A 20,123-nucleotide genomic window follows, 5' to 3' on the forward strand; every position below is an offset into this window, starting at 1 on the left:
CTCCCAGCCGGGGAGAGGGCCCTTGGCCGTCGCGGCCTGACGCGACCGGCGCCGGGGCCGCAGCGGGACACGCAAGCGTGCCCCGGGGCCGCCGGAGCAGCCCGGCCGGGGCGGGCGGGCTCAGCTGTCGGCGACCAGGTTGTCGGCGATCGTCCGGGCGGCGGTGAGCAGCTTCGCCCGCACGACCCGGGCGGAGGTCATCATCTCGCCGGCCGGCAGCGCGCAGGCCAGCACCACCCGGCGTTCCATGTCCTTGTCGGGGCTGACCAGCACCGCCGCGCAGGCCACGCCCTGCCGGAACTGCCCCAGCTCCAGCTGCATGCCCCGCCGGTCCCCGGCGGCCAGGTCGACCTCGAACGCCTCGGCGGTCGTCAGGGTCGCGGAGGTGAACGGGCGCATGCCGTAGTCGCGCAGGTAGCGGAAGCGTTGCTCGGCGGTCAGGGTGGCGAGCAGGGCCTTGCCGAGGGCGGTCGCGTGCGCCCCCTCGTCGAAGCCGGGCACCAGGTCCTCCAGGTACGGCGAGCGCGGGCCCTCGGCCACGGCCGTGACCGCCACCTGGCCGCCGACGAAGCGGCCGAGGTAGTGGCTGTAGCCGGTGTCCACCGCGGCCCGGCGCAGGCTCTCGCCGACCGACGGCGGCCCCCGGAACGCCGTCACCAGCTCGCGGTAGCGGTCGGCCACCTCCAGACCCACGATGTACGTGCCGTCCTCGCGCCGGATCACGTAGCCCTCGTAGGCGAGGGTGCGGACCAGGTGATAGGTGGTCGCCACGGTCAGCTCGCAGCGCCGGGCGATCTGCTTGACGGTGAGCCCCTTCGGGGCGCGACCGACCGATTCGAGCACTCGTAGCGCGCGGGACACGCTCCGGATGAGGTCCGAAGGTTCCGCCAAGGGGTCGCGCACAACCACCTCCGCCGCCGGGGACTTACACCATATGAAAAACAGGCGCGGTGCGAAATGCCTGTTCGGGTGGAGGATGCCAGATCGTCGTGAACGGCACGTGCCCCGACAGGCACGTTCCGTGACGTAATCGCTGCTCGCGTAGGTTTGCCGGACCATGACCGACACCGCGTTGCAGCCACCCCCGGGCCTCGCGCCGCCCCGGCCCGCCCGGGCGGTGACCGGGGCCGTCGCGGTCACCATCGCCTGCGTCCTGCCGGTCTTCCTGCTCGGCGGCCTCGCGGTGCAGATGGGCGAGGACCTCGGATTCTCTCCGGCCGGCCTGGGCCTGGCCGTGTCGGTCTACTTCGGCGTGGGCGCGCTGGCCTCCGTGCCCTCCGGCGTCCTCGCCGAGCGGTACGGGTCGACCGTGGTGGCCCGTGCCGGCATCCTGCTCTCCGCCGCCTGCCTGCTGGCCGTGGCGGGGCTGGCCCGCTCGTACGCCGTCCTGCTCGGGCTGCTCGCGCTCGCCGGCACCGCCAACGCCCTCGGCCAGCTCGCCAGCAACGCCACCCTCGCCCGGCACGTGCCGCCCCGCCGGCAGGGCCTGTCGTTCGGGGTGAAGCAGGCCGCCATCCCCGTCGCCACCCTGCTGGCCGGGGCGGCGGTGCCGACCGTGGCGCTGACGGCCGGCTGGCGCTGGGCGTTCGTGGCGGCCGCCGGCACGGCCCTGGCCGCGCTGCCGACCGTACCCGCGCGGGAGCCCCGCCCGGCGCGGACGGCCGCCCCCGCCCGCGCCGGTCGCGCCACCGCGGCCCTGGTGGTCGTGGGGGCCGCCGGGACCTTCGCCGCCGCCGCCGCGAACGCGCTCGGCACCTTCGTCGTCGACTCCGCCGCCGGCCGGGGGCTGTCCCCCGGGCTGGCCGGGCTGACGCTCACCCTGGGCAGCGCGGTCTGCGTAGCGGCCCGGATCACGGTCGGCTGGCTCGCGGACCGCCGCGCCACCGGGCACGTCGCCCTCATCGCCGGCATGCTCGTGGTCGGCGCGGCCGGGCTGGGCCTGCTGGCCGTGGCCGGGCCCGTGCCGCTGGTGGCCGGCGTGCTGCTCGGCTTCGGCCTGGGCTGGGCGTGGCCGGGCCTGATGACCTTCGCGGTGGTCCGGCTGCACCCGCGGGCCCCGGCCGCCGCCACCTCGGTCACCCAGACCGGGGTGTACGCGGGCGGCTGCCTCGGCCCGCTCGGCCTGGGTGCCGTGGCCGCCCACGCCGGCTATCCGACGATGTGGCTCGTGGCCGCCGCCTCGATGCTGCTGGCCGCCGCCCTGATGCTCACCGGCAGCCGGATGCTCGCCCGCCGCTAGCGGGCGGGTCGGGCCGAACCACCCACGACCACGCGCACCCGGACGCCGGTCTGCCCCGCTCGACCGGCGCGTCAGCTGGTGCGGTCGGCGATGTAGTCGCAGAGCGATTCGAGGGCGCGGCGGGCCGGGCCCTGCGGGAGCGGCGAGAGCTGCTCCCGGGCCTCCTCGGCGTAGCTGCGGACCGTCTCCCGGGCCCGCTTCAGCGCCGGGCTCTCACGCAGCAGGCCGAGCGCCTCGGCGTGCAGGGCGTCGTCGGTCAGCGGGCCCGTCGCCAGGATCTCCCGCAGCCGCACGGACGCGGCGTCGGCGTCGTCCGAGCCGAGCGCGTAGAGCACCGGCAGGGTCGGCACGCCCTCGCGCAGGTCGGTGCCGGGCGTCTTGCCCGACTCCACCGACTCGGAGGCGATGTCGAGCAGGTCGTCGGAGAGCTGGAAGGCCACGCCGATCGTCTCGCCGTAGCCGGCCAGCGCCTCGGTGTGCTCGGGGGCGGCGCCGCCGAACATGCCGCCGAAGCGGGCCGAGGTGGCGATCAGCGAGCCGGTCTTGCCGGCGATCACGTCGAGGTAGTGGGCCACCGGGTCGTCGCCGGGGCGGGGGCCGACGGTCTCGGCGATCTGGCCGTGCACCAGCCGGGCGAAGGTGCGCGCCTGGAGGCGTACGGCCTCGATGCCCAGGTCGGCGGCGATGTCGGCGGCGCGGGCGAAGAGGTAGTCGCCGACGAGGATGGCGACCGAGTTGGTCCACCGGGAGTTGGCACTCGGCGCCCCCCGGCGCACGTCGGCCTCGTCCATCACGTCGTCGTGGTAGAGCGTCGCCAGGTGGGTGAGCTCCATCACCACGGCGGCCGGCACGACCTGCGCGTTGGTCGGGTCGCCGAACTGCGCGCCCAGCGCGACCAGCAGCGGCCGGAACCGCTTGCCGCCGGCCTCCACGAGGTGCCGGGCGGCCTCCGTCACGAACGGGTCGGCGCTGGCCACGCTCGCGCGCAGCTCCGTCTCGACGCCCTCCAGCAGGCCCAGCACGGACGCCTCGACGCGGGGGTCGGCGAGATAGAGGCCGAGCGCGCCGAACTGACTCGTGCTCACCCTGGTCCGACGGCCGCCGGACCCGGGGGCACCTGAACGTTCGCCAGCCGGATTCACCACGCCATCAACCATGCCACACCCCTCCGACCTGCCCGGGACGGGGGATACGGCGCGGGGGCCGGCACGCCGTGGCGTACCGGCCCCCGCGGGCGTCAGCGTCGGTCATCTGACAAATTCGGCGGCGCCGCTGGCCAGGTCGAGCAGCGGCGCGGGCGCCACACCGAGCACCAGCGTGGCGAGCACGCCGATCATCAGCGCGGCCGAGGTCAGCCCGCCGGGCACGGCGACGGTCGGCGTCGACTCGCCGGGCTCGGAGAGCCACATCATCACCACGACCCGCAGGTACGGGAACGCCAGCACCATGCTGGTCAGCACGCCGGCGATCACCAGCCACGCCTGCCCGCCGTCGAGCGCCGGGCCGAAGACCGCGAACTTGCTCGTGAAGCCGCTCGTCAGCGGGATGCCGGCGAAGGCCAGCAGGATGAAGGTGAAGATGCCGGCGTAGAACGGCGAGCGCCGGCCCAGCCCGGCCCAGCGGGACAGGTGGGTGGCCTCCCCGTCCGCGTCGCGCACCAGGGTCACCACGGCGAACGCGGCGAGCACCGAGAAGCCGTACGCCACCAGGTAGAACATCGTCCCGGAGATGCCGTCGGCCCCCGGCGCCAGCACGCCGACCAGCAGGTAGCCGGCGTTGGCGATCGAGGAGTACGCCAGCAGCCGCTTGATGTCGGTCTGCGTGACCGCCAGCACCGCGCCGACCAGCATGGTCAGCACCGCCACCACGCCGAGGACCGGGGTGAAGTCCCAGCGGGCGCCGTCGAAGGCGACGTGGAACACCCGCAGCAGGGCGCCGAACGCGGCGACCTTGGTGCAGGCGGCCATGAGGCCGGTGACCGGGGTCGGCGCGCCCTGGTAGACGTCCGGCGTCCAGACGTGGAAGGGGGCGGCGGCGGCCTTGAAGAGCAGGCCGATGGCGAGCAGCGCCATGCCGGCGAAGAGCAGCACCGGGCTGGCCGGCGAGTCCGTGACGGCGGCGTCGATGGTGGCGAAGTCGACACCCGCCTGCCGGCCCGGGGTGCCCGCCGTGAAGCCGTAGATCAGGGCCACGCCGAACAGGAAGAAGGCCGAGGCGTACGCGCCGAGCATGAAGTACTTCAGCGCGGCCTCCTGGCTCAGCAGCCGCCGGCGGCGGGCCAGGGCGCAGAGCAGGTACAGCGGCAGCGAGAAGACCTCGAGCGCGATGAACATGGTCAGCAGGTCGTTCGCCGCCACGAAGATCAGCATGCCGCCGATCGCGAACGTGGTCAGCGGGTAGACCTCGGTGAGGCCGTTCTTGCCCTCGGCCTGCCGCCGGTCGTCGGCCGACTCGGCGGTGACCGCGGCCTGGGCGACGAACGCCCCGCCCCGCTCCACCGAGCGCTCGCCGATGAGCAGCAGCGCCATCGCGGCAAGGACCAGGATCGCGCCCTGGAGGAAGAGCGTCGGCCCGTCCACGGCGATCGCCCCGCCGATGGTGATCTTCCGCTCGTCGGCCGCGAGCACCACCATGGTCAGCGCGGCGAGCACCGCCAGCAGGGCCAGCGACAGCTGGACCACGTGCCGGAGCCGGCGGGGCACGAACGCCTCGACCAGCACGCCCAGCAGCGCGGCGCCCAGCATGATCAGGGTGGGCGCGAGCGCCGCGTAGTCGATCGAGGGCAACTTGAGCTCAGTCACTGCGCAAACCTTTCGTTCGCGACTGCGGGGCTCACTCGCTCCGCTCGTTCACTCCTCGCGCTCACTTTGCCGCCTCCTGGACGGTGCCGCCCGAGGTCGGGGCGGGGTCGGTTCGGCCGACGTCCTGCATGGTCGCCTGCACGGCCGGGTTGATCACGTCGGTGACCGGCTTCGGGTAGAAGCCGAGCAGCACGATCAGCGCGATCAGCGGGGCGACCACGACCTTCTCGCGAAGGTTCAGGTCGCGCTTCATGCCGTCGATCTGGGTCAGCGCCGGGTTGAGCGTGCCCTGGGTGGTGCGCTGCACCATCCACAACACGTACGCGGCGGCCAGGATGATGCCGAGCGTCGCGATCACCGCGACCGGCTTGTTCACCGTGAACGTGCCGATCAGCACCAGGAACTCGGAGACGAACGGCGCGGTGCCGGGCAGCGCGAGCGACGCCAGGCCGGCGAAGAAGAGCACCCCGGCCAGGAGCGGCACCAGCTTGCCGGCGCCGCCGAAGTCACTGATCAGCGCCGAGCCCCGCCGGGCGATGAGCATGCCCACCACCAGGAAGAGCAGGCCCGTGGCCAAGCCGTGGTTGACCATGTAGAGCACCGCGCCGGTGCCGGCCTGGGTGGTGAAGGCGAAGATGCCGACCCCGATGAAGCCGAAGTGCGCGATCGAGGTGTACGACACCAGCCGCTTGAGGTCGTTCTGGCCGACCGCCAGCAGCGCGGCGTAGATGATGCCGATCACGCCCAGCGCCAGCGCCCACGGGGCGAACCACTTGGCCGCGTCCGGGAACAGCGGCAGGCAGTAGCGCAGGATGCCGAACGTGCCGACCTTGTCGAGCACGCCGACGAGCAGCGCCGCCGCCCCCGCCGGGGCCGCGCCGCCGGCGTCCGGCAGCCAGGTGTGGAACGGGAAGAACGGCGCCTTGATCGCGAAGGCGAGGAAGAAGCCGAGGAACAGCCAGCGCTCCGTGCCGGTGGAGATGTCCACCTGGGACAGCGCCTGCCAGTCGAAGGTCTTTCCGCCGACGACCCAGAGGCCGATCACCGCGGCGAGCATGAACAGGCCGCCGACCAGCGAGTAGAGGAAGAACTTCACCGCCGCGTACTGCCGCTGGTGGCCGCCGTAGCTGCCGATCAGGAAGTACATCGGCACCAGCATGACCTCGAAGAACACGTAGAACAGGAAGACGTCGGCGGCGGCGAAGACGCCGATCATCGTGCACTCGAGGACGAGCAGCAGGGCGAAGTAGACCGGCACCGACCGCTTGGACGACTCGGCGTCGTGCCACGACGCCAGGATCACCAGCGGTACGAGCACCGCGATCAGCATCAGCATCACCAGCGCGATGCCGTCGGCGGCGAAGGTGAAGTTGACGCCCCAGTTCGGGATCCACGCGTAGGACTCGCGGAACTGGAAGCGGTCACCGCCGACCTTGAAGGTCACCCACATGACCACCGACAGCGCCAGCACCAGCAGTGACCAGCCGAGCGCCACCTGCTTGGCCAGCTCCGGCCGGCTGCGCGGCAGGAAGGCCACCACCAGGGCGCCGACCAGCGGTGCCACGGTGAGCACCGAGAGGAACGGGAAGTCGGACATTATGCGGCCTTACCTCCGTCGTCACTGCGCGGTCCGCCGGTGACGGCCGCCTGGAAGAGGTCGATCACGTCAGCCACCCCGCCTCGACGGCCAGGAACGCCGCCAGGACCAGCAGCGCGCCGGTCAGGATCGAGGTGGCGTACGACCGGACGAAGCCCGTCTGGAGCCGCCGGAGCCGGCCCGAGCCACCCCCGATGCCCGCCGCCAGACCGTTGACCAGCCCGTCGACGCCCCGGTTGTCCAGGTAGACCAGCGCCCGGGTGAGGAAGATGCCCGGCTTCTCGAAGACCGCCTCGTTGAACGCGTCGGTGTAGAGGTTCTTCCGGGCGGCGGTGACCAGCACGCCGGCCGGCTGCGGCGCGGTGGCCGTGCCGTTGCGGAAGAGGAACCAGGCCAGACCCGCACCGAGGATGGTGATCAGGATCGACAGGATCGTGATCACCGTGTGGGAGAGGACGCCGTGCGCCTCGCCGCCGGGCACCTCCCCGAGCACGGGCGTCAACCAGGAGGCGACTCCGTCGTTCCAGGCCATCAGTCCACCGGCCACCACAGACCCGATCGCCAGGAGGATGAGCGGGATCGTCATCAGCTTCGGCGACTCGTGCGGGTGCTGGATGTCCTCCGTCCAGCGCTTCGGCCCGTGGAAGGTGAGCACGAAGAGCCGGGTCATGTAGAAGGCGGTCAGTCCGGCACCAAGCAGCGCCGCGCCGCCGAAGAGCCAGGCAGTCCAGCCCTCCCGCTCGAAGGCGCTCGCGATGATCGGCTCCTTCGAGAAGTAGCCGGAGAGCGGCGGGATGCCGATGATCGCCAGCCAGCCGGCCGCGAAGGTCAGCCAGGTGATCTTCATGTGCTTCGAGAGGCCGCCGAACCGGCGGATGTCGACCTGGTCCTTCATGCCGTGCATGACCGAGCCGGCGCCGAGGAACATGTTGGCCTTGAAGAAGCCGTGCGCCAGCAGGTGGATGATGGCCAGCGCGTAGGCGCCTCCACCAAGGCCGACGCCGAGGAACATGTAGCCGATCTGGCTCACCGTCGACCAGGCCAGCACCCGCTTGATGTCGTCCTTGGCCGCGCCGATGACGCAGCCGATCAGCAGCGTCAGCGCGCCGACGCTCACCACGACGAGCTGGAGCGTGGAGTTGGCCGAGAAGATCGGGTTCGACCGGGCGATCAGGTACACGCCGGCGGTGACCATGGTGGCGGCGTGGATGAGCGCCGACACCGGGGTCGGGCCCTCCATCGCGTCCGGCAGCCACGCCTGGAGCGGGAACTGGCCGGACTTGCCGGTCGCGCCGAGCAGCAGCAGCAGGCCGAGCACCAGCACCGTGGTCGCGGTCAGCGAACCGACCCCGTTGAAGACCTCGTCGTACTGGGTGGTGCCGAGGGTGGCGAACATGATGAAGATGCCGATCGCCAGGCCGGCGTCGCCGACCCGGTTCATCAGGAACGCCTTCTTGCCGGCGGTGGCGGCGCTGGGCCGCTCGTACCAGAAGGAGATCAGCAGGTACGACGCCAGACCGACGCCCTCCCAGCCGAAGTAGAGCATCACGTAGTTGTTGCCGAGCACCAGCAGCAGCATGGCGGCGACGAACAGGTTGAAGTAGGCGAAGAAGCGCCTACGCCCCGCGTCGTGCGACATGTACTCGACCGCGTAGAGGTGGATCAGGAAGCCCACCCCGGTGATCAGCAGCACGAAGACGGCGGCCAGCGGGTCGAAGAGCAGACCGAAGTCCACCCGCAGGTCGCCGACCGTGATGAAGTCCCACAGGCTCAGCTCGACCGACTTGTTCTCCAGCCCACGGAGCTGGAGGAAGTAGGTCAGGCCCAGCACGAACGCGGCGCCGATGGCGGCCACCCCGAGCCAGTGCCCCCAGCGGTCCGCCCGGCGGCCGAGCAGCAGCAGGACCACCGCGCTGACCAGCGGGATCGCCACCAGCAGCCAGACGCTGCCCAGCAGCCCGTCCGCCGTCGCGTAGGCGACGGTGCCCACCGGCTCAGCCGGGGCGTTCGTCAGAATCGTTCCCACCGCAGGACCCCTCAGTACTTCAGCAGGTTGGCGTCGTCGACGCTCGCGGAGCGCCGGGTCCGGAAGATCGCCATGATGATCGCGAGCCCGACCACGACCTCGGCCGCCGCCACCACCATCACGAAGAACGCCATGATCTGTCCGTTGAGGTCACCGTTGATCCGGCTGAAGGTGACCAGGGTCAGGTTGGCCGCGTTGAGCATCAGCTCGACGCACATGAACAGCACGATCGCGTTGCGCCGGATGAGCACGCCGACCGCGCCGATGGTGAACAGCACCGCGGCCAGCACCAGGTAGTAGTCGGGGGTCATTTGTCCGTCCCCTTCAGGGTGGTCTCCTGGTCGGTCAGCTCGCGCAACGGCAGGATGTCCGGGGTGCTCCGGTCGGTCAGCCGGCCGTCCGGCAGGCGGGCCGGGGTGGCCACGGAGGAGGAGGTCGCGTAGACACCCGGGCCGGGCTTCGGGCCCGGGTAGTTGCCCGGGGCGAAGCGCGCCCGCATCGTCCTCGGCTGGTCCAGCTTGTCTTCCTTGCGCCGCTCGATGTGAGCCAGCACCATCGCGCCGACCGCGGCCGTGATGAGCAGCGCCGAGGTCAGCTCGAAGGCGAAGACGTACTTGGTGAAGAGCAGCCGGGCGATGCCCTGCACGTTGCCCTCGGCGTTGGCCTGCTCCAGGCCCACCGCCGTGGTGCCCTCCAGCGCGCGCCACAGCCCGCCGCCGACCAGCCCGGCGAAGCCGAGCCCGAGCACCACCGCCGCCACCCGCTGGCCCCGCAGCGTCTCGATCAACGAATCCGAGGCGTCGCGGCCGACCAGCATCAGCACGAAGAGGAACAGCATCATGATGGCGCCGGTGTAGACGATGATCTGCACCATGCCGATGAACGGCCCGGCCTGGAGCACGTAGAACACGCCCAGGCAGAGCATCGTCAGCACCAGCCACAGGGCCGAGTGCACGGCGTTGCGCGCCGCGACCATGCCGATCGCGCCGATCAGCGCCAGCGGGGCCAGGATCCAGAAGGTCACCTGCTCCCCACCGGAGACCCCGCCCGCCGCGGCGAGCACCGTCTGCGTGGTCATGCTCCGTCTCCCTTGGCGGCCGCCGCCCGCTGGGCGTGCTGCTCGGCGCCGGGGAAGGTCACCCCGGGGTGTTCCTCCACCTGGTACCGGCCCGGGTTGTTGGTCGAGTGCTCCGCCCCGGCCGAGGTGCCCGGGTTGGTCAGCGCGCCGACGTAGTAGTCCTTCTCGCTGTCGCCCAGCCGCATCGGGTGCGGCGGCTGCTCCATGCCCGGCAGCAGCGGCGCGAGCAGCTGCTCCTTCGTGAAGATCAGATCCTGCCGGTTGTCCCGGGCCAGCTCGTACTCGTTGCTCATGGTGAGCGAACGGGTCGGGCAGGCCTCGATGCAGAGCCCGCAGAAGATGCAGCGGGCGTAGTTGATCTGGTAGATGCTGGCGTACCGCTCACCCGGCGAGAAGCGCTGCTCGTCGGTGTTGTCGCCGCCCTCGACGTAGATCGCGTCGGCCGGGCAGGCCCAGGCGCACAGCTCGCAGCCGATGCACTTCTCCAGCCCGTCCGGGTGCCGGTTGAGGATGTGCCGCCCGTGGTAGCGCGGCGCCGACACCGGCGGCTTGAACGGGTAGTCGGTGGTGATGACCTTCTTGAACATGTGCGAGAAGGTGACACCGAAGCCCTTGAACGTTCCGGTGATCGCGCCCACGTCACACCTCCCTGGAGTCCGGGCCGGCGGCGATGTTGGCCGGTTCCCGCTCGGCGACCACGCGCCTCGTGCGCGGGCTCGGTGGTACCTGCAGGTCCATCGGGGGCAGCGGGAAGCTGCCGTGCGGCCGGTCGTTGACCTGCTCCTGGACCGTCGGCTTCGGCTGCGGCTTGCGGCTCGGCCAGAGCAGCGTGGCGAGCAGCAGGATGCCGGCGGGGATGCCGACGGCGATCAGCTTGCCGCGCGAGTCCCAGTCCTCGATCGAGCGCAGGCCGGCCAGGACCATGATCCAGACCAGGTTGATCGGGAGCAGGACCTTCCAGCCGAAGCGCATGAACTGGTCGTAGCGCAGCCGGGGCAGGGTGCCCCGCAGCCAGACGAAGACGAACACCAGCATGACGACCTTGCCGAAGAACCACAGCATCGGCCACCAGCCGGAGTTGGCGCCCGCCCAGAATGCGGTGATCGGCCACGGCGCGTGCCAGCCACCGAGGAAGAGCGTCACGGTGAACGCCGACATCGTCACCATCGCGACGTACTCGCTGAGCATGAAGAGGGCGAACTTCAGCGAGCTGTACTCGGTCTGGAAGCCCGCCACCAGCTCCGACTCCGCCTCGGGCAGGTCGAACGGCGCCCGGTTCGTCTCACCGACGATGGCGATGAAGAACATGATGAAGCTGGGGAGCAGCAGGATCGCGTACCAGCCGGGGGCCGGAAGCTCGAAGCCCCCGATGTTCAGCCGGGTGCCGTCGCCCTGGGCGGCGACGATCCCGCTGGTCGACATGGTGCCGGCGGTCATGAAGACCGCGACGACGCTCAGGCCCATCGTGACCTCGTACGAGACCAGCTGGGCGGCGGAGCGCAGGCCGCCGAGCAGCGGGTACGTCGAGCCGCTGGCCCAGCCGCCGAGCACGATGCCGTACACGGCCAGCGAGGAGAAGGCCAGCACCACCAGCACCGCCACCGACACGTCGGTGACCTGCAACGGCGTCCGGTGCCCGAAGATGCTGACCATCGGCCCGAACGGGATCACCGACAGCGCGGTGACCGCGCAGACCACCGAGATCACCGGTGCGAAGAAGTAGACGACCTTGTCGGCGGTCCTCGGGAGGATGTCCTCCTTGAAGGCCAGCTTCAGGCCGTCGGCGAGGGTCTGCAGCAGGCCGAACGGGCCGGCCTGGTTGGGGCCGGGCCGCACCGCCATGCGGCCCACGACCCGGCGCTCGAACCAGACGCCGAGCAGCGTGGCAAGCACGGCGACGACGAACGCGAAGACGATCTTGCCGAGAACCAGCCACCAGGGGTCCCGGCCGAAGTCGGCCAGCGTCGGATCCTGGGCCAGGTAGACCGCGTTCACTGCTGTACACCCCCTGCGTTGAGGAGCGGGCCCGGACGGTCCGCCGCGTCGGCGGCGACCGCGGCGGCGGAGATCCGCACGAGCGCTCCGGACGTCGCGCCGAGGCTGCGTCGCACGGTCGAGCCGGGCGAGTTGGTCGGCAGCCAGACGACGCCGTCCGGCATCTCGGTGATCGCCGCCGGCAGGGTCAGCGCGCCGCGGTCGGTGCCCACCGTCACCGGGTCGCCGTCGGCGACGCCGAGCGCCTCCGCGGTGCCCTTGCCCAGCCGGACCACGGGCGGGCGGGCGGTACCGGCGAGGTACTCGTCGCCGTCGGTCAGGCTGCCCAGGTCGATCAACTGGTGCCAGGTGGCGAGCACCGCCTCACCGGCCCCCGGCTCCCGCACCGTGGCCGGCTCCACCGACGGGGCGGCGGGGCGGTCCGTACGGGTGCGGGGCAGCGCGCCCAGCTCGCGGCGGACGCTGAGCACGTCGCCGGTGCCGAGCTGCACGTCGAGCTGCGCGGCGAGCGCGTCCAGCACGCGGCCGTCGGTCATCGCGGCGGTGTGCAGCACCGCCTCGAAGGTGCGCAGCCGGCCCTCCCAGTCCAGGAAGCTGCCGGCCTTCTCGGCCACCGGCGCCACGGGGAGGACGACGTCGGCCCGGCGGGCCACCGCGCTCATCCGCAGCTCCAGACTCACCAGGAACGGCACCTCGTCCAGGGCCTTCTCGGCCAGCCGCGGGTCGGCCAGGTCGGCCGGGTCGACCCCGGCCACCACCAGCGCGCCGAGCTGACCGCTGGCGGCGGCGGCGAGGATGCCGTCGGTGTCGCGGCCGGCCTGGCTCGGGATCACCCCGGCGGGGATGTCCCACGCCTCGCCCAGTTCGGCCCGCGCGGCCGGCTCGTTGACCAGGCGGCCACCGGGCAGCAGGTTGGGCAGGCAGCCCGCGTCGACCGCGCCGCGGTCACCCGCGCGCCGCGGCACCCAGGCCAGCTTCGCACCGGTACGCCGGGCCACGTCGGCCGCCGCGGAGAGGCCGCCCGGCACGCTGGCCAGCCGCTCCCCGACGATCAGGATCGCGCCCTCGGCGCCGAGCGCCTCGGCGACGGTGGCGTGCTCGGCGAGCACGGTCGCCTCCTCGCCCGGCACCACCCGGGCCAGCTTGGCACCGAGCTTCTCCAGGCCGCGGGTGGCGAACGGCGCGATCGCGTAGACCGTCAGCTTCTTCTTCAGGTACGCCTTGCGCAGCCGCAGGAAGAGGATCGGGCACTCCTCCTCCGGCTCCAGCCCGACCAGCACCACCGCCGGCGCCTTCTCGACGTCGGCGTACGTGACGTCGGTGACCCCGGCGACCGAGCTGGCCAGGAAGTCCGTCTCCTCGCGGGAGACCGGCCGGGCCCGGAAGTCGATGTCGTTGGTGTTCAGCGCGACCCGGGCGAACTTCGCGTACGCGTAGGCGTCCTCGACGGTCAGCCGACCGCCGGTGAGCACCGCCGTGCCGCGTCCACCTTCGCGCGCGGCGCGCAGGCCCTCGGCGGCGACGGTCAGCGCCTCGCTCCACGCCGCCTCACGCAGCTCACCGGTCTGCGGGTCGCGGACCAGCGGGGTGGTGAGCCGGTCGAAGGCGCGGGTGTACTGGAAGCCCCACCGCCCCTTGTCGCAGTTCCACTCCTCGTTCACCGCCGGGTCGTCGCCGGCCAGCCGGCGCAGCACCTTGCCCCGCCGCCAGTCGGTGCGCTGGGCGCACCCGGCCGAGCAGTGCTCGCAGACGCTGGGGGTGGAGACCAGGTCGAACGGGCGGGCCCGGAACCGGTACTGGGTGCCGGTCAGCGCGCCGACCGGGCAGATCTGCACCGTGTTGCCGGAGAAGTACGAGTTGAAGGGCACGTCGCCGGAGTCGGCCTCGTCGGCGCCGGGGCAGCCCGCGCCCACGTCCACGCCGTAGTCCTCGTCCCGGTAGATGTTGATCTCCTCGGCGGACGACCGGCCCATCAGGTCGATGAACTTGTCGCCGGCGATCTCCTCGGAGAACCGGGTGCAGCGCTGGCAGAGCACGCAGCGCTCGCGGTCGAGCAGCACCTGCGTGCTGATCGGCAGCGGCTTCGGGTACTCCCGCTTGTGCTCGTGGAACCGCGAGTCGGCGCGCCCGGTGGACATCGCCTGGTTCTGCAGCGGGCACTCGCCGCCCTTGTCGCACATCGGGCAGTCGAGCGGGTGGTTGAGCAGCAGCAGCTCCATGACCCCCTCCTGCGCCTTCTTGGCGACCGGAGAGGTGAGCTGGGTACGCACCACCATGCCGTCGGCGACGGTCTGGGTGCAGGAGGCGACGGGCTTGCGCTGCCCCTCCACCTCGACCAGGCACTGCCGGCACGCGCCGGCCGGGGCCAGCAGCGGGTGGTCGCAGAACCGGGGGATCTCGGTGCCCAACTGCTCGGCGACCCGGATCAGCAGCGCCCCCTTGGGGGCGGTGACCTCGACGCCGTCGATGGTGAGCGTGACGGTCTCGGTCTGCTTCGCTACGTCGGTCACAGTGCTTGCCTTTCGCTCGCGACTGCGGGGCTCGCTCCGCTCACTCCTCGCGCTCGCATCAGTGCGCTCCCACTAGCTGCTTGTCCGACAGCTTCGGCGCGGTACGTCCCTCGATGTAGTCGAGGTAGTCCTGCTTGAAGTACTTCAGCGACGAGGTCACCGAGCTGGTGGCGCCGTCACCGAGGCCACAGAACGAGCGGCCGAGGATGTTGTCGCACGTGTCCAGCAGGGTGTCGAGGTCCTCGTGGGTGCCCTGACCGGCGAGGATCCGCCGGTAGACCCGGACCATCCAGTAGTTGCCCTCGCGGCACGGGGTGCACTTGCCGCACGACTCGTGGTGGTAGAACTCCAGCCACCGGTAGGTCGCGTAGACCGGGCAGTCCTGGTCGGAGAAGATCTGGGTGGCCGTGGTGCCGAGGATCGAGCCGGCCGCCGCCACCCCCTCGAAGTCGAGCGGCACGTCCAGGTGCTCGGCGGTGAGCAGCGGCGTCGACGAGCCGCCCGGCGTCCAGAACCTCAGGTTGTGGCCGGGCTGCATGCCGCCGGCCAGCTCGATCAGTTCCCGCAGGGTGACGCCCATGCCGCACTCGTACTGGCCGGGGTTGGCGATCCGGCCGGAGAGCGAGTAGATCATCGGGCCGGACGACTTCTCCGTGCCCATCGTCTTCCACCAGTCGGCGCCGCCCAGCACGATGTAGGGCACGCTGGCGATGGTGCCGACGTTGTTGACCACCGTCGGGCTCGCGTACAGGCCGTGGGTGGCCGGGAACGGCGGGCGCAGCCGGGGCTGGCCCCGGAAGCCCTCCAGCGAGTCCAGCAGCGCGGTCTCCTCGCCGCAGATGTACGCCCCGGCGCCCGAGTGCACCACCAGCTCCAGGTCGTACCCGGAGCCGAGGATGTTGCGCCCGAGGTAGCCCTTGGCGGTCGCCTCCCGCACGGCGTTGCGCAGCCGGCGCGCGGCGTGCACCGCCTCGCCCCGGATGTAGATGTAGGCGCGGTTGGCCCGGATCGCGTACGACGCGATGATCACGCCCTCGACGAGGGCGTGCGGGTCGTGCGTCATCAGCGGGAGGTCCTTGCAGGTGCCCGGCTCCCCCTCGTCGGCGTTGACCACGAGGTAGTGCGGCTTGCCGTCGCCCTGCGGGATGAACCCCCACTTGAGACCGGTCGGGAAGCCGGCGCCGCCACGACCGCGCAGGCCGGAGTCCTTGATCAGCTGGATCAGGTCGTCCGGGTGCGCCTTGAGCGCCTTGCGCAGGGCCGCGTAGCCGTCGAGCTTCTCGTAGGTGCCGATGCGCCAGGCGTCCGGCGACAGCCAGCGCTTGGTGAGTACCGGCGTCAGCTTGGCCAGGGTCTCCGGCCGGGGAGTGGTCACTTCTGGACCCCCGTCTCGCTCGCGACGGCGGAGCCCGCGCCACCGGCGCTCGTCCCCGCCTCGGCTTCCTTGAGGTTGCGCTCCTGCGCCCCGGCCTCGTCGCCGGCGGGCTTGCCGTCGCCGGCCGGCGCGTTGGCCGCCACGCCGGCGGCCTCCGCCTCCCGCGCGTCGCGGGGAGCCGGCGGTGCGCCGTCCACCGGAACCTTGGTGCCCGGGGCGTCCGGCACGGCGGTCGCCGCGTCGGGCTGCCGGGTCTCGGCCGTACGCACCTCGGGCGACTTGGCGTCCGGCGCCTTCACGTCGCGGGTGGTGCTGCCGGCCGCCTGCGCCGGGGTCGCCGGCTCGCCGGTGCCCGCGTTGCCGGCGGTTCCCGGGCGCGCGGCGCCGCCGTTCGACGGGGCGGTGCCGGCCGGCTTCGCGGCGGCCTTCGCCTCGGCGGCCTTGTCCGCCTCGCTGCGGGCCTTCGCCTCGGCGGCGGCCTTGTCGGCCTCGGCCTTGCTGCGGATCGGGGTGTTCGGGTCGAAGCCCGGCACCGAGATGCCGTGCTCCTGCGCCAGCCGCAGCCCCCGCAGGGTGGGCTCGCCCGGCCCGCCGTCGGCGACCGCGCCCTCCCGCTCGTCGGCGAAGCCGGCGAGCTGCACCGCCATCTCCTTGAGGGTGCAGAGCCGGGCGCCCCGCGTCGGCATCGGCCGGCCACCGGCGCGCAGCTCGTCGACCACGCCGCGCGCGGTCTGCGGGTCGACCCCGTCGAAGAAGTCGTAGTTGACGGTCATCACGGGCCCGTAGTCGCACGCCGCCAGGCACTCGGCGTGCTCCAGGGTGATCTTCCCGTCGGCGGTCGTCTCGTCGTGCCCCACGCCGAGGTGCTCGGCGAGGGTGTCGTAGACCTCCTGGCCGCCGAGCACGTTGCACATGGTGTTGGTGCAGACGCTCACCAGGTAGTCGCCGGTCGGCCGGCGCTTGTACATGGTGTAGAAGGTCGCGACCGCCCCGACCTGGGCCTTGTTGAGGCCCAGCACCTCGGCGCAGAACGCCACGCCGGCCGGGGAGACGTAGCCCTCCTCGGCCTGCACCAGGTGCAGCAGCGGCAGCAGCGCCGACCGGGACCGGTCGGCCGGGTAGCGGGCGATGATCTCCCGTGCCCGCTCGCGGGTCTCGTCAGTGAAAACACTCATCAGCGTCGCCTTCCGTTCGCGACCGGGCACGCCTCTGCCCGCGACTGCGGGGCTCGCTCCGCTCTCTCCTCGCGCGGGCGACTGGGGCTCGCAAGCTCACTCCTCGCGCTCACCTGTCACACCCACCCATGACGGGGTCCAGCGAGGCGCCGCCGGCGATCACGTCGGCGATCAGGCCGCCCTCGGCCATCGCCGGGAGGGCCTGGAGGTTGACGAAGCTCGGCTCCCGGTAGTGCACCCGGTACGGCCGGGTGCCACCGTCGGAGACGGCGTGCACGCCCAGCTCGCCGCGGGGCGACTCGATGCCGACGTAGACCTGCCCCGGCGGCACCCGGAAGCCCTCGGTGACGAGCTTGAAGTGGTGGATCAGCGACTCCATCGACTGACCCATGATCTTCGCGACGTGCTCCAGCGAGTTGCCCATGCCGTCGACGCCGATGGCGAGCTGCGCCGGCCAGGCGATCTTCTTGTCGGCCACCATCACCGGGCCCGGCCGGAGCCGGTCCAACGCCTGCTCGACGAGCTTGAGCGACTCCCGGATCTCGGCGAGCCGGACCAGGTAGCGGCCCCACACGTCGCCGTCGGTGTGCGTCGGCACGTCGAACTCGTACGTCTCGTAGCCGCAGTACGGCATGGTCTTGCGCAGGTCCCAGGCGAGGCCGGCGGAGCGCAGCACCGGGCCGGTCACGCCCAGCGCGAGGCAGCCGGTCACGTCGAGCACCGCGACGTTCTGCGTCCGCTCGAGCCAGATGGGCTGCCCGGAGAGGAGGTTCTCGTACTCCTTGAGCCGCTTCGGCATCAGCTTCAGGAACTCACGGATCTTGACGATCGCCTCGTCCGGCACGTCCTGCGCCACGCCGCCCGGCCGGACGTACGCGTGGTTCATCCGCAGGCCGGTGATGATCTCGAAGATCTCCAGGACGTACTCACGCTCGCGGAAGCCGTAGAGCATCATGTTGATCGCGCCCAGTTCCATGGCCGTGGTGGCCACCCAGACCAGGTGCGAGGAGATCCGGTTCAGCTCCATCATGAGGACCCGGATGGTGTTCGCCCGCTCGGTGATCTGCTCGGAGATCCCGAGCAGCTTCTCCACCGCGAGCGCGTACCCGGTCTCGTTGAAGATCGGGGCGAGGTAGTCCATCCGGGTCACGAAGGTGCTGCCCTGGACCCAGTTGCGGTATTCGAGGTTCTTCTCGATGCCGGTGTGCAGGTAGCCGACGACCGAGCGGGCCTCGCGGACCGTCTCGCCCTCCAGCTCCAGGACCAGCCGGAGCACGCCGTGCGTCGACGGGTGCTGCGGACCCATGTTGACGACGATGCGCTCGTCGTTGATCGGGTCGGTGCCCGAGACGACGCTGTCCCAGTCGCCACCGGTGACGGTGAAGACCTTGCCCTCGGTGGTGTCGCGCTCGCTGGCGTAGTTCGACGTGGTCACTGGTAGGACCTCCTCCGGTCCGGCGGCGGGATCTCAGCGCCCTTGTACTCGACGGGCACGCCGCCGAGGGGGTAGTCCTTGCGCTGCGGGTGCCCCTCCCAGTCGTCCGGCATGAGGATCCGGGTCAGGTTGGGGTGACCGTCGAAGACGATGCCGAACATGTCGTACGCCTCGCGCTCCTGCCAGTCCGCCGTCGGGTAGACCGACGTGACGCTCGGCAGGTGCGGGTCCTCGGCGGAGACCGCGGCCTCCAGCCGCACCGTGCGGCGGTAGGTCATCGAGGTGAGCTGGTAGACGACGTGCAGGCGGCGGGCGTCGGCCCCGAGGTAGTCGACCCCGGAGACCGAGGAGCAGAGCTCGAAGCGGAGCGCCATGTCGTCGCGCATCACCTGGCAGACCTCGGCGATCCGCTCGGGGCGGATGTGCAGCGTCAGCTCGCCCCGGTCGACCACGACCTTCTCGACGGCGTCGGCGAAGTCCGGGTACGCCTCCTCCAGCGCGTCGCGGACCTCGTCGAAGTAGCCCCCGTAGGGCCGGGGGGCGTCCTCGATGGTGCGGCGCTGGCGGACGAGGCCGCCGAAGCCGGACACGTCGCCGGAGCCCTGGTTGCCGAACATGCCCCGGCCGGCCGGGCTGGCCGGGGGGTACTCGGCGGGCGCGGTGCTGCTGGCGCCGGCCGGCGTGACCGGCACCGGTACGCCGCCGTCGTCTTGCCTGTCCTGAGGCGCGGTCACTTCTGGACACCCCCGTGCTGCAGGTGGTTCTGGGCCTTCATCCAGTTCTCGATCCGCAGCTGCTCCTCGCGGCCCTCACGGACCGCCTTGGTCCACTCGGCCCGCCGGGCCTTGTCGCTGCGGTACGACGACGGCATCGAGCCGTAGGGGACGACCGGGACGTCGCCGCGGGCCTGGCGTGCCTCGAGCATCTTGCGGCCGTTCGGGCCGAGCGGCTCGTGCCCGATCTTCTCGCGCAGCTTGAGGACCGCGTCGATGAGCATCTCGGGCCGGGGCGGGCAGCCGGGCAGGTACATGTCGACCGGGACGATGTGGTCGACGCCCTGCACGATGGCGTAGTTGTTGAACATGCCGCCGCTGCTGGCGCAGACGCCCATCGAGATGACCCAGCGGGGCTCCGCCATCTGGTCGTAGATCTGGCGCAGCACCGGGGCCATCTTCTGGCTGACCCGGCCGGCCACGATCATCAGGTCGGCCTGCCGGGGCGAGGCCCGGAAGACCTCCATGCCCCAGCGGCCCATGTCGTAGTGCGGGCCACCCGCGGCCATCATCTCGATCGCGCAGCAGGCCAGGCCGAAGGTCGCACCCCAGACCGACGTCTTGCGCGACCAGTTGACCAGCTTCTCCACCGAGGTGAGCAGGACACCGGCGGGGAGCTTCTCCTCGATACCCATCTGAGGTTCCTCCCTCAGTCCCAGTCCAGGCCGCCGCGCCGCCAGACGTAGGCGTATGCGACGAAGACCGCGACGATGAACAGGACCATCTCCACGAAGCCGAAGATCGGCAGGGCGTCGAAGGAGACCGCCCAGGGGTAGAGGAAGATGATCTCGATGTCGAAGACGATGAAGAGCATCGCCGTCAGGTAGAACTTGATCGGGAACCGGCCACCGCCGACCGGCTGCGGGCTGGGCTCGATGCCGCACTCGTACGCCTCGAGCTTGGCCTTGTTGTAGCGCCGGGGACCGGCGAAGCGGGCAGCGGCCACGGAGAACAGCGCGAAGCCCGTGGCGAGGGCGAACAGCCCGATGATCGGTGCGTAAGGCGAGAGCGACATCGTTTTCTCCTGCTCGTCCTTCCCTGCCCCTGGTCCTTGTCAAAAATCACACTATTCACGTCCCTCGCGACGGTTGTCGGCGGGGGTCGATCTCCCATGTCCGC

17 protein-coding genes are annotated in these 20,123 nt (G+C 71.6%); 1 reads left to right on the plus strand and 16 read right to left on the minus strand.

From position 1 onward, the window contains the following. Positions 1 to 120: 120 nt before the first annotated feature. Entirely contained in the window at positions 121 to 903 is a 783-nt protein-coding gene (locus tag AC5L34_RS04440) for an IclR family transcriptional regulator (protein WP_089002419.1), read from the minus strand. Positions 904 to 1,057: 154 nt separating this feature from the next. Here AC5L34_RS04440 and AC5L34_RS04445 point away from each other — a divergent pair, with 154 nt between their 5' ends. Beyond that, positions 1,058 to 2,239, plus strand: a complete 1,182-nt coding sequence (locus AC5L34_RS04445) for an MFS transporter (protein WP_441173534.1) — start codon at positions 1,058 to 1,060, stop codon at positions 2,237 to 2,239. Positions 2,240 to 2,310: 71 nt separating this feature from the next. Here AC5L34_RS04445 and AC5L34_RS04450 read toward each other — a convergent pair whose 3' ends face one another. The 15 genes from AC5L34_RS04450 to AC5L34_RS04520 form a co-directional block, all read right to left on the minus strand. Beyond that, entirely contained in the window at positions 2,311 to 3,396 is a 1,086-nt protein-coding gene (locus AC5L34_RS04450; RefSeq protein ID WP_441173535.1) for a polyprenyl synthetase family protein, read from the minus strand. A gap of 90 nt (positions 3,397 to 3,486) precedes the next feature. Next, positions 3,487 to 5,040: an NADH-quinone oxidoreductase subunit NuoN gene (nuoN, locus tag AC5L34_RS04455; protein ID WP_441173536.1), complete on the minus strand. Its 1,554-nt coding sequence runs from the start codon at positions 5,038 to 5,040 to the stop codon at positions 3,487 to 3,489. A gap of 61 nt (positions 5,041 to 5,101) precedes the next feature. Further along, positions 5,102 to 6,637, minus strand: coding sequence for an NADH-quinone oxidoreductase subunit M (locus AC5L34_RS04460; RefSeq protein WP_089002423.1), 1,536 nt, complete (start codon positions 6,635 to 6,637; stop codon positions 5,102 to 5,104). 64 nt (positions 6,638 to 6,701) lie between these two features. Next, entirely contained in the window at positions 6,702 to 8,663 is a 1,962-nt protein-coding gene (gene nuoL, locus AC5L34_RS04465; RefSeq protein WP_441173537.1) for an NADH-quinone oxidoreductase subunit L, read from the minus strand. An 11-nt stretch (positions 8,664 to 8,674) separates the two neighbouring features. Continuing rightward, complete coding sequence (gene nuoK, locus AC5L34_RS04470) at positions 8,675 to 8,974, minus strand: NADH-quinone oxidoreductase subunit NuoK (RefSeq protein WP_089002424.1); 300 nt, start codon at positions 8,972 to 8,974, stop codon at positions 8,675 to 8,677. Continuing rightward, a complete protein-coding gene (locus AC5L34_RS04475) occupies positions 8,971 to 9,741 on the minus strand; it encodes an NADH-quinone oxidoreductase subunit J (RefSeq protein WP_441173539.1) in 771 nt (256 codons plus the stop codon). Before AC5L34_RS04475 ends, nuoK begins: the two co-directional genes overlap by 4 nt. After that, a complete protein-coding gene (gene nuoI, locus AC5L34_RS04480; protein WP_363892641.1) occupies positions 9,738 to 10,379 on the minus strand; it encodes an NADH-quinone oxidoreductase subunit NuoI in 642 nt (213 codons plus the stop codon). Before nuoI ends, AC5L34_RS04475 begins: the two co-directional genes overlap by 4 nt. A gap of 1 nt (position 10,380) precedes the next feature. After that, the gene (gene nuoH / locus AC5L34_RS04485) at positions 10,381 to 11,736 is read right to left on the minus strand and encodes an NADH-quinone oxidoreductase subunit NuoH (RefSeq protein WP_089002427.1); all 1,356 of its coding nucleotides are present in this window, start codon (positions 11,734 to 11,736) and stop codon (positions 10,381 to 10,383) included. Beyond that, the gene (locus AC5L34_RS04490) at positions 11,733 to 14,246 is read right to left on the minus strand and encodes an NADH-quinone oxidoreductase subunit G (protein WP_494823843.1); all 2,514 of its coding nucleotides are present in this window, start codon (positions 14,244 to 14,246) and stop codon (positions 11,733 to 11,735) included. Before AC5L34_RS04490 ends, nuoH begins: the two co-directional genes overlap by 4 nt. Before the next feature lie 58 nt (positions 14,247 to 14,304). After that, positions 14,305 to 15,621: an NADH-quinone oxidoreductase subunit NuoF gene (gene nuoF, locus AC5L34_RS04495; RefSeq protein WP_089002429.1), complete on the minus strand. Its 1,317-nt coding sequence runs from the start codon at positions 15,619 to 15,621 to the stop codon at positions 14,305 to 14,307. Beyond that, positions 15,618 to 16,796, minus strand: coding sequence for an NADH-quinone oxidoreductase subunit NuoE (nuoE, locus tag AC5L34_RS04500; RefSeq protein WP_441173540.1), 1,179 nt, complete (start codon positions 16,794 to 16,796; stop codon positions 15,618 to 15,620). The genes nuoF and nuoE overlap by 4 nt, the downstream gene beginning before the upstream one ends. A 109-nt stretch (positions 16,797 to 16,905) precedes the next feature. After that, entirely contained in the window at positions 16,906 to 18,231 is a 1,326-nt protein-coding gene (locus tag AC5L34_RS04505) for an NADH-quinone oxidoreductase subunit D (protein ID WP_089002431.1), read from the minus strand. Then, entirely contained in the window at positions 18,228 to 18,965 is a 738-nt protein-coding gene (locus AC5L34_RS04510; RefSeq protein ID WP_441173541.1) for an NADH-quinone oxidoreductase subunit C, read from the minus strand. Before AC5L34_RS04510 ends, AC5L34_RS04505 begins: the two co-directional genes overlap by 4 nt. Continuing rightward, on the minus strand, positions 18,962 to 19,639 hold the full coding sequence (locus tag AC5L34_RS04515; protein ID WP_089002433.1) for a NuoB/complex I 20 kDa subunit family protein: 678 nt from the start codon (positions 19,637 to 19,639) through the stop codon (positions 18,962 to 18,964). The genes AC5L34_RS04510 and AC5L34_RS04515 overlap by 4 nt, the downstream gene beginning before the upstream one ends. A gap of 14 nt (positions 19,640 to 19,653) precedes the next feature. Continuing rightward, on the minus strand, positions 19,654 to 20,019 hold the full coding sequence (locus AC5L34_RS04520; RefSeq protein ID WP_089002434.1) for an NADH-quinone oxidoreductase subunit A: 366 nt from the start codon (positions 20,017 to 20,019) through the stop codon (positions 19,654 to 19,656). Positions 20,020 to 20,123 lie beyond the last annotated feature (104 nt).

Source organism: Micromonospora sp. ZG13, assembly GCF_059359355.1.

Excerpts from the sequence above, each read along its gene's own strand:
- AC5L34_RS04445 (WP_441173534.1), top strand. The coding sequence starts at position 1,058 with ATGACCGACACCGCGTTGCAGCCACCCCCGGGCCTCGCGCCGCCCCGG.
- nuoE (WP_441173540.1), bottom strand. The coding sequence starts at position 16,796 with ATGAGTGTTTTCACTGACGAGACCCGCGAGCGGGCACGGGAGATCATC.
- nuoK (WP_089002424.1), bottom strand. The coding sequence starts at position 8,974 with ATGACCCCCGACTACTACCTGGTGCTGGCCGCGGTGCTGTTCACCATC.
- AC5L34_RS04460 (WP_089002423.1), bottom strand. The coding sequence starts at position 6,637 with ATGTCCGACTTCCCGTTCCTCTCGGTGCTCACCGTGGCACCGCTGGTC.
- AC5L34_RS04515 (WP_089002433.1), bottom strand. The coding sequence starts at position 19,639 with ATGGGTATCGAGGAGAAGCTCCCCGCCGGTGTCCTGCTCACCTCGGTG.
- AC5L34_RS04520 (WP_089002434.1), bottom strand. The coding sequence starts at position 20,019 with ATGTCGCTCTCGCCTTACGCACCGATCATCGGGCTGTTCGCCCTCGCC.
- AC5L34_RS04475 (WP_441173539.1), bottom strand. The coding sequence starts at position 9,741 with ATGACCACGCAGACGGTGCTCGCCGCGGCGGGCGGGGTCTCCGGTGGG.
- AC5L34_RS04450 (WP_441173535.1), bottom strand. The coding sequence starts at position 3,396 with ATGGTTGATGGCGTGGTGAATCCGGCTGGCGAACGTTCAGGTGCCCCC.